This is a genomic window from bacterium, from assembly GCA_019695335.1.
In the GTDB taxonomy this organism is placed as follows: domain Bacteria; phylum CLD3; class CLD3; order SB21; family SB21; genus JABWBZ01.
Window position 1 is genome coordinate 1 of record JAIBAF010000025.1, and the last position, 14,577, is coordinate 14,577.

The following is a 14,577-nucleotide window of genomic DNA, read 5'->3' on the forward strand; positions in this document are numbered from 1 at the left end:
CTCAATTGCACCCGGCCTTTGGCCAAATCGACGCCGAGGACTTTGACGTCGACTACATCACCGACAGCGACAACCTCCATCGGATTTTTAACAAATTTATGAGCAAGTTGGCTGATATGGACCAAGCCGTCCTGCTTAACTCCGATGTCGACGAATGCCCCAAAGTCAACAACGTTGCGTACGGTACCTTTGAGAATCATGCCCTCACGAAGATCTTCCATTTTAAGAACGTCGCTTTTGAAAATGGGTTTAGGCATCTCGTCGCGCGGATCGCGGCCTGGTTTTTTTAAATTGTCGATGATGTCTTTTAAGGTCGGTACGCCGATGCCGACTTCACCTGCTACTTTATCGAGCGGCAATTTTGAATTGCGCAGTTGAAGATCCAGAAAGCTTCCCGCCATCCGTACATCCAGGACATTAAATTTTTGCAGTAATTTTTGCGTGGCTTCATAGGACTCGGGATGGATGGACGTATTGTCAAACGGATTATCTCCTTCAGGAATTCTTAAAAAACCGGCGGCTTGCTGAAACGCCGCAGGACCAATTCCTGGCACTTCCAGTAATTGATCACGACGAGCAAATTTCCCGTTTTTATCGCGAAACTGAACAATGGCCGTCGCTGTTCGTGATGAAAGTCCTGAAACATAAGTCAAAAGCGATGCTGAAGCTGTATTTAAATTTACTCCAACATAATTTACTGCCGACTCCACGACAACCGTTAAAGCATCGGCTAATTTTTTCTGATCACAATCATGTTGATACTGACCGACTCCAATCGATTTCGGATCGATCTTGACCAATTCAGCCAATGGATCGAGCAGCCGTCGAGCAATCGAAATATTGCCACGTTGCGCGGCTTCGAGATCAGGGAATTCCTGCTGTGCAACTTTCGAAGCGGAGTACACCGACGCTCCGGCTTCACTGACAATCGTGTAAACGAGGTCGAGTTCTTTATCATCCTGTTTCAATTCAGAAATAACATCAGCTACTAATTGTTCGGTCTCACGCGAAGCCGTACCGTTACCGATAGCGATTACTGAGACTGAATGTTTTTTAGCCAAAGCTTTGATGATTTTTTTTGACGCGAGGATTTCACCCTGCGGTTCGTGAGGATAGATGGTCACTCCTTCAAGATATTTCCCGGTCTCATCGATCACAGCCACTTTACAGCCCGTCCGAAAACCCGGATCGATGCCCATGATGATGCGGTTTTTGGTCGGTGCCTGCAATAAAAGATTTCTAAGATTTTCTGCAAATACTTCGATGGCATGCGCCTCAGCTTTTTCTGTAAATTCAGCGCGTACCTCACGCTCAATAGAGCCGGCGATCAGACGACCATAACCATCTTTGATAGCATCAATCATGTGAGGACGGAAAACAGATTTCGTTTTCTTCAAGTACCGGCCGGCAATGTGGTTATGGCAGGTTTCTTCGTCAATTTCAACCGTCACACGCAATTTATCTTCGCGTTCTCCGCGATTGGCTGCCAGAATTCGATGAGGTGGCATTTTGGCAATCGGTTCTTTATAATCGTGATACATCTCATATTCGGTATCGGCCTCATCCTTTTTGGCGGAAACCAGAATTCCATTTTCTTTAGTAAATTCGCGAATGATCTTTCTCACGTCCGCATCTTCGCTGATCATTTCCGCAACAATATCGCGCGCACCTGCCAAGGCTTCATCGACCGATTCTACTTTCTTTTCTGTGTTCACGAATTCACGCGCACAATCTTCAGCGGTTCCTTCAATAATTTCTTGCGCCAGCATCATCATGGCCAAAGGCTCTAATCCCTTTTCTTTAGCAATAATGCCTCGCGTTCGGCGTTTAGGTTTGTATGGCAAATACAAATCTTCGACTTCTTGTAATTTGATTGCTGTCTGAATTTTTTGTTTAAGTTCATCGGTTAATTTGCCTTGTTCTTCGATAGAAGCTAAAACCGTTAACTTACGGGCTTCCAGTGAGCGGTAATACGTCATCTTTTCATGGATATCGCGAATTTGATTTTCGTCCAATCCCCCGGTGACTTCTTTACGATAGCGCGCTAGGAACGGAACCGTATTTTCTTCATCCAATAATTTAATCGTTGCCGAAACGTTGTTTGCAGCAATCGCCAATTCTTTGGCAACCAAACGAATGATATCCAGTTCAGTCATCAGAGCATCAACCTTTATGTAAGTAAAAATTTATTTTTGGCGAGGGGATTATAAGAGATTTGAAAAGAAAATGCAAGACATCCTAACAGGTCAGATTGAGACAGCCTTAGGATTGTTTTTTAGATGACTACCATTCGGCATACTGCGAATGTACGATGAGAGTTATGTCTTTACTATAGTAATTAATAGAACCAAAACAACCAAGGCCTCCGACTATATTTGAAGTCCGCTCCAAGCCATGATAATCATAATTAAAATAATTCGTGCTTGCTTCATCATAAACCAGTATTTCTATTCGATCAGGCCGCGTCTCTGTAACTCCGACAATTTCAGGATAGCTTGATGACCATATCCAATTTTTACCATAACCAGAGTTATTGCCGAAAATATTTAACGCATTTTCAAGTATTGATCCAGTCAGAGTATAGAGATCTGGATAGTAATAAATTACTGAATCGGAATCCATAACGCTAATTTCCAGGTTCACAATACTAAATTGATAGGAAGCATTGACAGTCTTTTTCCAACTATATTTAATCGCAGAATTCGTAACGCGTGAATCAATCGTTGAATATACTTCCGTATAATCAGTATCTACTTCTAAAAACACAATTAAACTGTCCATATTCACTGGCTCAGTCAATTGTGGAGTTATGGGCACTGTAGTTTCAGCATAAACTTTTTCGTCATCAACCTCGACTGATAAAGAATATTTTTGTCCTTCGCTGATTCTAAGTTCAGAATAAATGTCTTCATAGAGACCCGGGCGTTTCTCAGTCAATACAATTTGTTGTCCATTTCCTTCAATTATCACATGAGCCCCAGATATTCTTGTTTTCAACGAATCACGGTTGTATACACCATCCAGATCATCGACATTGATTGCGTGATTGACAAATACTTGTGTTTTAAATTTGTGATTTAAAACACAATGCACTGAAATTAAATTAACCTTTTCAGGAAATGTAGGAACGTCCGAACAGGCCGCGATCAAGGTTACTATTGTGCTCCAAAAAAACAAATTTCTCACTTTTATTTTTCTCCAATTTAAAATTCAAAATGAGCGCCAAATGAAGGAACTATCGGAATACCAAAACTACGACGCTTTGCATAAGTAGTTGATAGAATATATCCTTCAGGCGTCTGAAAAGATTTGACCGTTTCTTTAACGTCGTAATACAACGGATTATTCTTGTAATAGCTATTAACGATATTGATGTAAGGTTTCAGCGTCCATTTCTTATAAATTATCGTTTTTATAAAACTAACGTCTAACCTATGATAAATCGGCATACGCCCGTAAATATTAACATGATCAATTTCTGTTCCTTCCGCATTGTCAACATACTCAGACGCAGTAACTCGATCATTCGAAAAATAGCCATTCAAAAAAAATTGTTCTGTAGCAAATTGTGCGGGTCTGTATGCTCTTCCGCTATTAAATGTCCATCTGAAATCCAGCGACCAGTTTTTGGGCAGTTTATAACTACCTAAAAAGGATAACGTATGGCGTTGATCATACGGAGTAAAATATTCTATACCTTCAAATTTTCTTTTAGTCCACGCGAGAGAATAAGCCGCTTCATAACTGAATCGACTACCGATTTTTTTCCAGATGAGTTCGAGACCGTAAGCATAACCCTCTCCGAAAACAAAAATCGGGGAAATGGCTGTTGAACGCCGGTTTTTAGCCATTCTGTATAACTTTTTATAATAAACTTCTCCTGAAAATCGGGTACGTATATCCGGATAATATTCGGCTCCGGCAATGTAGTGAATCGATTTCTGCAATCGGTCACCAGCCGTTGAGAATGGAATTTCCAATAGCCCGATATATCCTTTCTCGCGCGAATTAAAATGAGACTGATAATAAACTCCGGTTGCAGCTTTTAACGCAATCTGATCATTATATTCATACCGAGCAGCTACACGCGGGCTGATAGCTGTCTTAGGAGATGATTGATCAAATTTTTCAATTCGCAATCCAGGCTTGATAATGAACCGATTATCGATATTCCATAGGTCTTCTATGTAGAAACTATAGTTATTTAGAAGGCGGTGGTAGGTAAATGAGTCCGGTGCAACATCAAAAAAAACTTCATACGTTTCCGTTCTGTTGAAGTCCATATTGTCCCAAAAATAAGAAAGAATTTGCCGGTTGTATTCAGCACCCAAAAGGAATTTATGGTTCTTGATTAATTCAAGTTCAATATCCCATTTAATGGTTTTGTCGTTTATTTGATTGTTTGTATAAAGCGGATGTTGATCTTCATTAGTATTAATGCTAGCAACTAAGTGACGAATGGAATCTGATGCTTGTTCGTCATAGCGAAATACTTTGTCCTGATCCATGTCAGTTGTAGCTATGGACTGATAGGCTGTAATAGTCGATATAAGCCAATCTTTCTTAAATTGCCAGTTCGCAGTAAAGTTATAGTTGTGCCATGAATAATCATTAATTCTTCTGAATTCGTAATGAAGGTCTTCACGAACAAAGGCTCCGGTTTGATTAAAATATTCTTTATAAAATTTCCTGGTGTTCGTTTTTTGATAGAAATCACCAGATAAGAAACCAGACACGCTGAATTGGTTTGTTTCGTTTGGACTAAATATAACTTTCCCATAAAGGTCAGAGAAATTGTATGGAACAGACTCTCCGACCAGTCCAAGTGTTTTCGTAAGCTTGCTCGCTTTATCCAAATAGGTTCTTCGTCCGGAAACCAAATAATACCATTGATCATTCAGACGACCGTCGAGAGTCAGCTTGGAACTCAATAAACTCAATGTTCCCGTGCCAGAAAATTTATCTTTCGCATTCGATTTGGTACGAACATCGATTACCGAGCTTAAACGGTTTCCATATTGAGAAGAAAATCCTCCCGCTGAAAAATTCACTTCATCAATGATATCGGTATTAAAAATTCCGGCAATACCAAACATGTGGTACGGCTGATAGATCACTGCCCGATCCAGCATTATCAGGTTTTGATCCGGCGTCCCTCCACGTACAAACAACTCACTGGTAATGTCATTAGGCGCTGTTATACCCGGTAATGTTTGCATGGCCCTAAATAAATCCGGCTCGAGCACGCCCGGTGTGTTCGTTATCTTCTTTCGATCCAAAATAATGACACTTGGTTGGATCCTCAATTTTTCGTCAGAGATACGTAGCGGATCTTTCTCGCCAGTGATAACAATATTTTCTCCTTCAAATATTTTAGGTGTCAGGCGGATCGTGTCTAAATCTAACAACGGTTGAAATAACGAAATCGAACGTAATTCATATTCGTAGCCAATCACAGTTATTCTAAGATAATAATTGCCGTAAGGAATATGTTTGAGTGTAAAGTCTCCGGATGAATTGGAATATGTTCCCCAACCGGTACTGTCGATTAACAGATTGGCATACGACAGAGGCTCTGATGTTTTACCATCTACGACTATACCATTGATAGAACCGACCTCCGCACCGCGTCCTTTTTTGGCATCACGGAACAGATAAACATGTTTGCCTTCAATTGTAAAATTGATTTCAGTCTTTAACAGAATTTCGTGCAAGGCCTTCTCAAGGTTATTGGCTTGAACCCTCGCCGAAATCTGATATTCATCAAGCGACTGGTCTACGAAAGAAAAACTAACGTGAAATTTTGATTCTAAATCTTTTACTACTTCATTGAGAGGAACCTGGTTATAGTTCAGAACCATTTCCTGAGAATAAAGTTCTGAAAAACGGAATAAAATAAAAAAAACAAAAAACCGACTAACCATAAACTCCTTTTTTAAAGTTTAAACAGAAATATGAACCAAACTCCCACTCCAACGATGCAAAACATTGTCAACACAATCAGCATTCTGCAAATCATAAATTTCTTTGTTTTACTTGACCAATAATAGTAAGAGCAGTGCGGTTACAACTAAAAAAGCAATGTGTAAGCACTGTCTGAGTAATGATGTTTCTTTCATTATAATTCTCCTATATTCTGATGCCAACTAAATATCCCCACCAACCTCTGACGAACGTGTTTTTCCGATCATAAACGTAGACTTTTCCTCTTGAAAGAACGTCGCCATTGTTATGGCGCGAAATCCAGACATTCGCTGAAACGCCTCCGTAAAGAGCAAAATGATCATTGATTTTAAAACTCGGCGTCAGCTTAATATTATTGAGTAAATTTACGCGTCTCTCCCACAGGCGATTTTCATGCAGTTGGTGTGTCATAACGTCGAGATTGACTTCAACCATTTTGTAATTGTAAATCACACCTCCTACACCAATACCGACCGACCAGCGCGGAGGATTGTCGAAGCGATGGACTCCAACATCATAAATAGTGTAAAAATATTTCGTACCGTGCCTGTAGGCCAAATGCGTAAACTTGGATTCATTCATACTCGCTTCGAAATGATGCTGCCCGTTTTTAATAAAATTAAGCAATCCAATCGCGGCCACAGTATTGTCATCCGAAAAATTGACCAAACCAACTTGAATGCCTTTCACTTTTTTTCCAAAGTTGAACAACCCGACCTGAACACCCGTCGTTAATTCAGATTGATTAACCGCAGCTAATTGAAGCCCGCTAACAGTTTTTGAGCGGTTAAAAAGTACTCCGATCTGAGCGCCGTTAGCATTTACAGAATTCAAGTTAACGCCTCCGATTTGTCCCCCCGTCACGTTTTTTGCCGTGTTGGCGCTTCCGATTTGGATGCCGGATAATTTTTCAGTAGCATTGTATCCACCCGCAATTTGCAATCCACTTACCTGTAATGAATTAACATTGGCGCCTCCGCTGATTTGTAATCCATGCATGTATGTCTGCGCCGAATTACCTCCAAGCGCAATTTGAAAACCTTTAACAAAAGTTCTGTTAAAATTGCCGATTAATCCAATTTCAATTCCTTCCAGACCGATCGACTCGTGGGAAATCATATTCATCGAAAAGTTATGAATTGTCGGACCGGAAAACGGGTAGTTAGTGTTTAATTGGTTCCACAACGAGAAATGGAAAAAATGTTTGGGGCTTTCAAAATGTTGGTTGCCGGGTATTACATTGATCTGTTCTTTTATCAAAACATCATCAGCATCATCGGCATTAGCCAACTGTTGAAAAGAGGAGGTATCGATAGAATCTTTGCCGTCTTTTGACAATACTGAATCCGGCAACGTCACTATTTGTGAAGAATGCGCATCGATCAAACTTCCTTTGATCTCGTTTTTAAATTCAGTTGCAGGCTTTATCTTCGAACTATCCTGAAAAAGCAATATGTTCTTATCGTCAAGAATGGTATACGAAATCGGAACTTTCAGTAAAATTTCGTCTAAAGCCGATTTTACTCCTCGGGCAGTTTGAGGCGAATGCACTAAAACATTGTCAATCCATTGATCAACATAGGAAAACTTCACTTTATACTGACTTTCCAGTTCCTGCAATACTGAGTGCAGCTTTCTTGTTTCCTGCGCATTTTGCATACTCATGAGAGTACAGGACATTAACATGAATATTGGTATTATTTTGTATTTCATATGATCCTATGCGGTTAATAAACTGTGTACATCGAGTCATTGACAGCTTGATATTTCATCCCCGCTGTCAGGCAAATCACATTTAAAGCTTTTTGCACGGACGATCGGTCGATACGCCCTGTAAAAGTCAATTCATTACCTTTCGATATCGATATCTGAACGTCAAATTGTCTCTCAATTTCTTTTATGACATTGTGCAAAGGCTCGCGTTCAAAATACATTTCACCGATCATCCAGTTAATTTTCTTTCTTGAGTCGATCGCAAAAGGCTCCTCTGGAGATAAACCTTTATGAACTAAGGTCGCTAGGCCAGGGGTAAGAACTACTGACGCTGAATCCGATGCTGTCACGCTGACTTTTCCTGTCAAACACGCTACTTCTACTTTTCCATCGCGTGAACGGATATTGAAAGTCGTTCCTAAAACTTTAGTTACTACTCCTTCCGAATTAACCTCAAACGGGATTTTATCTTTAATTACGCTGAAATAAGCTTCACCCGATAAAATCACTTCACGTTTTTTGCTCCATGCGTTTTTTTGATAACTCAGTGATGAACCGGCATTGAGAGTTACTTCGGAGCGATCCGGAAGTGTTATAGTTTTTTGTTCACCTTTCATAGCAAATTCGATAATGGTTTGTTCACGGTTGATCCACAAATATGATCCGATCATAAGTACTACGGCTGCAGCAACAGCAATGGCTTGCCATCGATGACGTAATGCGGCGGTCGCTGTTTGCTTCTTCTCATTAAAGAATAACCGTCGGCTTATATTTTCCCAGCGCTGATCCCGGCTTAAAGCTTTTCTCATCGGCAATTGACCGGTCATTTGCCATACTTTTTGCAGATCATCAAAAAACTGTTTCTCTTCAGGATGTGCCTCAATCCACTTATTGAATTCAGTTAATTCATCACCCTGAACGGCTCCGGATATCCACCGAGCTATAAACACATCATCATGATAATTTTCAAGAGTTTCCATAATCACCCGCTTTACGTTATAGGGATCTCGTCTTGATTATCATCTGTTCTTATGATAATACACCTGACTTGGACAAAACCCTGATGCTAAAAGTTATTTATTTTTTTAAAAAAGGCTGTAGACACGCCCTGAGGAGTTTCAAAGCTTTTCCAATGTGGGATTCAACAGTTTTAATGCTGATACTGAGCCGTTCGGTAATTTCCTTGTAGGAAAGATCATCAATCCGGCTTAACATAAAAACTGTTCGGGGATGTTCGGGTAAAGCGGCAATACAATTAAAAACAGCCTGACGATATTCTTTGGTTTCGAGCAGCGATTGAGGGGACTCGGATGTAAAAGCTTCTTCATCCTGTGCCGTATATTTTAAGACAACTTTCCGGTGCCTGATAAAATTTAAACAAAGATTATTAGCGATAGTGTATACATACGATTTGAGAGACAAGCCATCTTTTAATTGATGCCGCGTTTCCCAGAGATTAATAAATGTATCCTGTAAAATATCTTCCGCTGCTTCCGAGTCCCCGATTTTGTAGCAAATAAAATTGTATATAGATTCTTCGTACAAATCGAAAAACTCTTTAAACGCTAACCGGTCGGAAGCGCGGATTCTTTGTATAAATTCAGGAAGAATTTCAGAAGCCATGTACCCTCTGTTTAAAAATACGGTGCAATATATTTTGAGATGACATCAAAATCAAATACGTAAAAGAACGTATGGACTTTCCCAAGAAGACTATTTATACTGACCACAAATTTTGTGGAATATATTCATGTTTACACTGAAACGTATACAACAAATCGATCAATCGGTTACTAAAGTGTTTGAGTTTTTTGAACAACCGGAAAATCTGTCACGTATTACACCGCCCTGGCTTAACTTCAATATTCTATCGCCATCGCCGATTGAAATGAAAAATGATGCGATTATCGATTACACGATTCGATGGTTCAAAATTCCAATTCGCTGGAAAACAAAAATTACAGAATACAACCCGCCGCATTTTTTTGTGGATCAACAGATTCAAGGTCCGTATAGCTTTTGGCACCATGCGCATACGTTTACTGAAACGGAATACGGAACGCTCATGACTGATATCGTCCGATATGCTTTGCCGATGTGGATTGTTGGTGATTGTATGCATGCAATCATTATCAAAAAACAATTGAATGACATTTTTGAATATCGCCAACTGGCGATTGATTCGATTTTCAAAAAAACAAATTGAATTTAAGCCTCTAATCATAGTAATATTGATCAATCACGTCCAACAATATTTTTATTTTTCTATTTTAATTTATCTATTATGAAAATCGTTTTAGCGGGTGCAACAGGATTTATCGGAAAATTTCTAATTCAATCGTTACAAAAAGCGCACCATACAATGGTTGTTTTAACACGGCGCAACATCAAGATCGATGGGACAATCGCAGTTCAATGGGACGCAAGAACATTGGGACAATGGAGTGAATACATCGATGGTGCCGATGCCGTGATCAATCTGTCCGGTGAAAGTATTGCCGCAAAGCGCTGGAACAATGATCAAAAAAAACGCCTAACCGACAGCCGTGTTCTAACTACCCGCGTTCTTATCCAATCAATGGCCAAGGCTTCAAAAAAACCTCACTCCCTGATTAATGCTTCTGCCGTAGGGTATTACGGACATGTCGAAGATAGCGATGTAACGGAATCCCGTTTGCCGGCCGATGATTTCATGGGCAAGTTGTGTCGGGATTGGGAAACTGAAGCCTTGAAAGCGGAAGATTTTGGTGTGAGGGTAGTATTACCAAGAATAGGAATCGTTTTGGGAGGCGACGGCGGAGCACTTCAGAAAATGGCTTTGCCGTTCAAATTTTTTATTGGCGGACCATTGGGTTCCGGATATCAGTGGATGCCTTGGATTCACCGCGATGATGTAATTACCGGTTTTCAATTTGTACTAAATCAGATAAATTTACGCGGACCAGTGAATTTTACTGCTCCTGATCCTGTCCGAATGAAAGATTTCTGCAAAACGCTGGGAACTATTCTTCGCCGTCCTTCATGGGCGCCCGTGCCATCATTTGCTTTGAAACTGCTCCTCGGCGAAATGGCTGCTATTGTAACCAATGGGCAAAAGGCCGTTCCTAAAAAATTAATCGAAGCCGGATTTGAATTTAAGTATACCGATTTAAAAAAAGCTCTATCGGCGGCCTTGACCGGTTAGAAGCAATTATATTGCCTTCAACGCATCATTTAAACGATCATTAAATTCCTGCGGAGCCTCGATCATCGGATAATGGCCGGTTCCGTGCACCTGGAATATGCGGTATCCTTTCTTGCAGTGCTTTTTCAACAAGTCTTCGCTGATCGGATGAATATCGGAGTTGATCAGCATCAAAGGCACCTGAAGCTTTTCGCATAATTTTCTTTCCATGGTCGACGTAAGAAAAACGCTTTGCAATGTAGCGGCCGCCGCCTTGTGATCTACATTCAGAATATCATTGACTACCCGCTTGCGAACCGTGCTGTCGGTTGTTTCACTGAATAACGACGGTGCAAATTGATTGACCGTATTGACGTAATCATCTTCAAACATTTTAAGAATCATCTCCGACTGCGCTTTTGCACTGTCCGGTAAATCAGTTCCGAGTTCCTGAAGGTTATCGATGCCAATGAAACCGATGACCTTGGATGGAATTTTTTCATTTACGAGTAAATTCACGTCACCCGACATTGAGTGACCTATTAAAACAACGCTGTCTAATTTTAGCTGGTTGATCAGATCAACAACATCGTTAGCGTAATTTTGCATGGTCCATTCCGTGCGCACAACTTTCGATTGTCCGTGCCCCGCAAGATCCAGAGTAAGAATTCTATATCGATCCTTAAATGCTGCGACCTGTGATTCCCAATAAGTTTGATTAATACCCCATCCATGCAAGAACACCAGAGTTCGTGTACCGTCACCGGTCAGGACGTAGTTAAGAGGAGTATTTATTTTGTGTTCCGGCTGGCAAGATATGGCCAGCAAAAAAAATACAATTAAAAAATTTGCAAATTTCATTTTGCACCTCCTTGTTTCGATTTCTAACTACCCTTCTCATAATATTCGACAAATTTTTTAATTCCGTCAACAATGCCTTGCGCCATCTTATTCTGAAAATCGTCGGATTTGAGTAATTTCTCTTCTGTCGGATTGGATATAAACGCTGTCTCGACCAAAATGGACGGCATTGAAGCGCCCATCAGCACATAAAAAGGTGCCTGCGCCACACCGCGGTTTTTGATATCCATTTTCGTGTCAATACCTTTCAGAACCAGCCCCGCCAGCTCTTCACTTTCTTTGACAAACACACTCTGCATGATGTGTGCAAGGATGAATTTTTCATCCGTGAAATCACCGTAATCATGAACTTCTTCTTCCATATGAATGACTTCATTCTCCTTGCGGGCAACGGCAAGCGCTTCGTCATTACGGCTTGGCGAAAGAAAAAACGTTTCAAACCCATTGCCCTTTCGATTGGTCGATGAATTGCAATGAATGCTGACGAACACTTTTGCGTTCTGTGCATTCGCGTATTGCGTACGTCCTTTAAGTGTAATGTATTTATCCGTGCTGCGCGTATAATCTACTTTGATACCCAATTGTTCCTGAACAAGCTTACCGACTTTAAGCGTGATGGCCAATGTAATATCTTTTTCTTTGGTGCCGCCTTTGCCCGAAGCTCCAATATCTTTTCCACCATGCCCGGCATCTAAAACGATTTTATCGATTTTCCACTGACTTTGTTTTTGAGTTAAATTAACGCCGGACTGCGTTGAAGGACCATCCAGCAATTTAGGATCATTAACACGGAAGCTAACTAAAATCAGATGGTTTTTTTCATCGTAAGTAATTTCCTGCCCTGGAATATCGGCTGTTAATTGAAAAGATAATTGCGCCGAATGTTTATGCTGAAAAATTAGTGATTTTTTGATGAGTTTGTAAGCTTCTGCTTTCAGGATAGATTCGGAAAGACTGTTATCATAAACACCCCCGGACACAGTAATGTAAACCCACGTTTTGTTTTTCCAAATTTCTAATTCGCTCGCCGAAAAATCCTTTTCAGTTTTCAATTTAATCAGAAGACCGTTCGATTTTTTTTCAAAATCGATTCGTGTTAAATTAATTTTAGATGGGATTTTACTCTCAGTCGTTTCATCAGAATCTTTGGTAGCTGCTTTGACTTCATTAAGATTGGCAGAGGCGAGAGTTTGTCCGTTGACAGTGACCGGCGCGGAAAGAATGCTATTCAGAACCGGTATGAAAAATTGTACCGGAACAAATATGCGTCCGTCGATATACAATGATGTCACCGGCATTTGCACGATCAATTTTTCATCGATAACGACGAATGCATTATACGCCGTCACTTTGATTTCATGCTGCGGAACGTATAAAACGGATTTCTTTTTGACGGGATTATCGAAAATTCCGGCGTTGGTCAGGTCGGCCAGATCTTTCAGAGAAACAAAATCCTGATCGCCAGAATAAACTGAAACAACGCTTTTTGAATTGTCGCGATAATTCAGTTTTAGTTCGCTCTGCCCCGCAACAGTCTGGACCAATAGCCCGATGAAGAAACATAATTTTAAATTCATACTTGACCCATTCGTTTTAACGCTCTGTGGCCGATATCCTTCCTAAAGTGCATACCTTCGAACGATAGATGCCCCACCGTTTCGTATGCGCTCTGAATTGAACTGGCGATGGTATCGGTAAATGCTGTTACGCCGAGAACCCGTCCTCCGCTGGTGATAAATTTCCCGTCAGACTTTTGCGTCCCTGCATGAAATACAACTGCGTTCTGCGACACTATTTTTTCAAGTCCGGAAATCGTTTTACCTTTTTCAAATAGGTCGGGATAACCCCCGGACGCCAGTACCACGCACGTTGCGGCCATGGAATTAAGCCGCAAAGAATGATCGTTTAATTGATTCGTCGCAACCGCAAGAAAAAGCTCGACTACATCGCTGTCGATTAGCGGCATCAGGACCTGGCATTCCGGATCGCCAAACCTGCAATTGAATTCAACTACCTTCGGGCCTTCGTTGGTCAACATCAGTCCGCAATACAAAACTCCTTTGTACAAACGACCCTCCGAAGCCATTCCTTGAATGACAGGACGGATGATCGTACGCTCTACTTGTTCCATTATTTCAGGTGTTACTACCGGAGCCGGAGCGTACGCTCCCATACCACCGGTATTGCCGCCGCGATCGCCGTCGAATATGCGTTTATGATCCTGGGCTGCCGGCAAAAGTACATATCCCTCACCATCTGTAATCGCAAAAACAGAAGCTTCTTCGCCGGCCATTTTTTCTTCGATGATAATTTTATTACCGGCAGAGCCAAATTTTTTATCCGACATGATCAGATCGATGGCGTTTAAGGTTTCCTGCACATCCGCCGCAACAATCACGCCTTTACCGGCTGCCAATCCGTCTGCTTTAACAACGAATGCCCGGTTTGTAGATTGGACAAAATTTTTTGCAAGAGTGGAATCGGAAAATATTTCAAATCCGGCCGTAGGCACGTTGTATTTTTTCATCAACTGTTTTGAAAAAACTTTACTGCCTTCGATTTCAGCCGCTTTGGCCGAGGGCCCAAAAATGCCCAAACCGTGTTTAGTAAATTCGTCGGCAATACCCAGCGTCAGTGGCTCCTCCGAACCCACGACCGTCAAATCGATTTTCTTTTCCTTCGCAAATCGAAGTAAACCTTCAATATCATTAACTTTGACGGGAACACATTCGGCGATTTGGCTAATCCCGCCATTGCCCGGAGCACAATAGATTTTAGAAGCATGGCGTGATTGAGCGATTTTCCAAACTAAGGCATGCTCGCGGCCGCCGCTCCCGATAACGAAAATATTCATGGTGGATCCTCAAACGGTAGTC

General features: G+C 41.1%; 11 protein-coding genes. 2 read left to right on the plus strand and 9 right to left on the minus strand.

The window, feature by feature from the left end:
* From K1X84_08180 to K1X84_08205, 6 genes are all read right to left on the minus strand, one after another.
* Nucleotides 1–2,147 (minus strand): RNA-binding transcriptional accessory protein (locus K1X84_08180; protein MBX7151603.1); only part of this gene is annotated, 2,147 nt, incomplete at its 3' end.
* 136 nt (nucleotides 2,148–2,283) lie between these two features.
* On the minus strand, nucleotides 2,284–3,150 hold the full coding sequence (locus K1X84_08185) for a DUF4249 domain-containing protein (protein MBX7151604.1): 867 nt from the start codon (nucleotides 3,148–3,150) through the stop codon (nucleotides 2,284–2,286).
* Nucleotides 3,151–3,203: 53 nt separating this feature from the next.
* The gene (locus K1X84_08190; protein ID MBX7151605.1) at nucleotides 3,204–5,924 is read right to left on the minus strand and encodes a carboxypeptidase-like regulatory domain-containing protein; all 2,721 of its coding nucleotides are present in this window, start codon (nucleotides 5,922–5,924) and stop codon (nucleotides 3,204–3,206) included.
* Between the two features lie 205 nt (nucleotides 5,925–6,129).
* The gene (locus K1X84_08195) at nucleotides 6,130–7,629 is read right to left on the minus strand and encodes a hypothetical protein (GenBank protein MBX7151606.1); all 1,500 of its coding nucleotides are present in this window, start codon (nucleotides 7,627–7,629) and stop codon (nucleotides 6,130–6,132) included.
* A 62-nt stretch (nucleotides 7,630–7,691) separates the two neighbouring features.
* Nucleotides 7,692–8,657, minus strand: a complete 966-nt coding sequence (locus K1X84_08200; GenBank protein ID MBX7151607.1) for a FecR domain-containing protein — start codon at nucleotides 8,655–8,657, stop codon at nucleotides 7,692–7,694.
* Between the two features lie 97 nt (nucleotides 8,658–8,754).
* Nucleotides 8,755–9,300: an RNA polymerase sigma-70 factor gene (locus K1X84_08205; GenBank protein MBX7151608.1), complete on the minus strand. Its 546-nt coding sequence runs from the start codon at nucleotides 9,298–9,300 to the stop codon at nucleotides 8,755–8,757.
* A 127-nt stretch (nucleotides 9,301–9,427) separates the two neighbouring features.
* Between K1X84_08205 and K1X84_08210 the strand changes: the two genes are divergently transcribed.
* Nucleotides 9,428–9,883, plus strand: a complete 456-nt coding sequence (locus K1X84_08210) for an SRPBCC family protein (protein MBX7151609.1) — start codon at nucleotides 9,428–9,430, stop codon at nucleotides 9,881–9,883.
* 78 nt (nucleotides 9,884–9,961) lie between these two features.
* On the plus strand, nucleotides 9,962–10,861 hold the full coding sequence (locus tag K1X84_08215) for a TIGR01777 family oxidoreductase (GenBank protein MBX7151610.1): 900 nt from the start codon (nucleotides 9,962–9,964) through the stop codon (nucleotides 10,859–10,861).
* A 6-nt stretch (nucleotides 10,862–10,867) separates the two neighbouring features.
* On the opposite strand, the gene K1X84_08220 is transcribed toward K1X84_08215, so the two are convergent.
* From K1X84_08220 to purD, 3 genes are read right to left on the minus strand one after another with little or no spacing between them, the layout of a single operon-like run.
* On the minus strand, nucleotides 10,868–11,701 hold the full coding sequence (locus K1X84_08220) for an alpha/beta hydrolase (GenBank protein MBX7151611.1): 834 nt from the start codon (nucleotides 11,699–11,701) through the stop codon (nucleotides 10,868–10,870).
* A gap of 23 nt (nucleotides 11,702–11,724) precedes the next feature.
* The gene (locus K1X84_08225; protein ID MBX7151612.1) at nucleotides 11,725–13,278 is read right to left on the minus strand and encodes an N-acetylmuramoyl-L-alanine amidase; all 1,554 of its coding nucleotides are present in this window, start codon (nucleotides 13,276–13,278) and stop codon (nucleotides 11,725–11,727) included.
* Nucleotides 13,275–14,555, minus strand: a complete 1,281-nt coding sequence (gene purD / locus K1X84_08230; GenBank protein ID MBX7151613.1) for a phosphoribosylamine--glycine ligase — start codon at nucleotides 14,553–14,555, stop codon at nucleotides 13,275–13,277. The genes K1X84_08225 and purD overlap by 4 nt, the downstream gene beginning before the upstream one ends.
* Between the last annotated feature and the right edge of the window lie 22 nt (nucleotides 14,556–14,577).

Excerpts from the sequence above, each read along its gene's own strand:
- K1X84_08190 (MBX7151605.1), bottom strand. The coding sequence starts at position 5,924 with ATGGTTAGTCGGTTTTTTGTTTTTTTTATTTTATTCCGTTTTTCAGAA.
- K1X84_08195 (MBX7151606.1), bottom strand. The coding sequence starts at position 7,629 with ATGAGTATGCAAAATGCGCAGGAAACAAGAAAGCTGCACTCAGTATTG.
- K1X84_08200 (MBX7151607.1), bottom strand. The coding sequence starts at position 8,657 with ATGGAAACTCTTGAAAATTATCATGATGATGTGTTTATAGCTCGGTGG.
- K1X84_08205 (MBX7151608.1), bottom strand. The coding sequence starts at position 9,300 with ATGGCTTCTGAAATTCTTCCTGAATTTATACAAAGAATCCGCGCTTCC.
- K1X84_08210 (MBX7151609.1), top strand. The coding sequence starts at position 9,428 with ATGTTTACACTGAAACGTATACAACAAATCGATCAATCGGTTACTAAA.
- K1X84_08215 (MBX7151610.1), top strand. The coding sequence starts at position 9,962 with ATGAAAATCGTTTTAGCGGGTGCAACAGGATTTATCGGAAAATTTCTA.
- K1X84_08220 (MBX7151611.1), bottom strand. The coding sequence starts at position 11,701 with ATGAAATTTGCAAATTTTTTAATTGTATTTTTTTTGCTGGCCATATCT.
- K1X84_08225 (MBX7151612.1), bottom strand. The coding sequence starts at position 13,278 with ATGAATTTAAAATTATGTTTCTTCATCGGGCTATTGGTCCAGACTGTT.
- purD (MBX7151613.1), bottom strand. The coding sequence starts at position 14,555 with ATGAATATTTTCGTTATCGGGAGCGGCGGCCGCGAGCATGCCTTAGTT.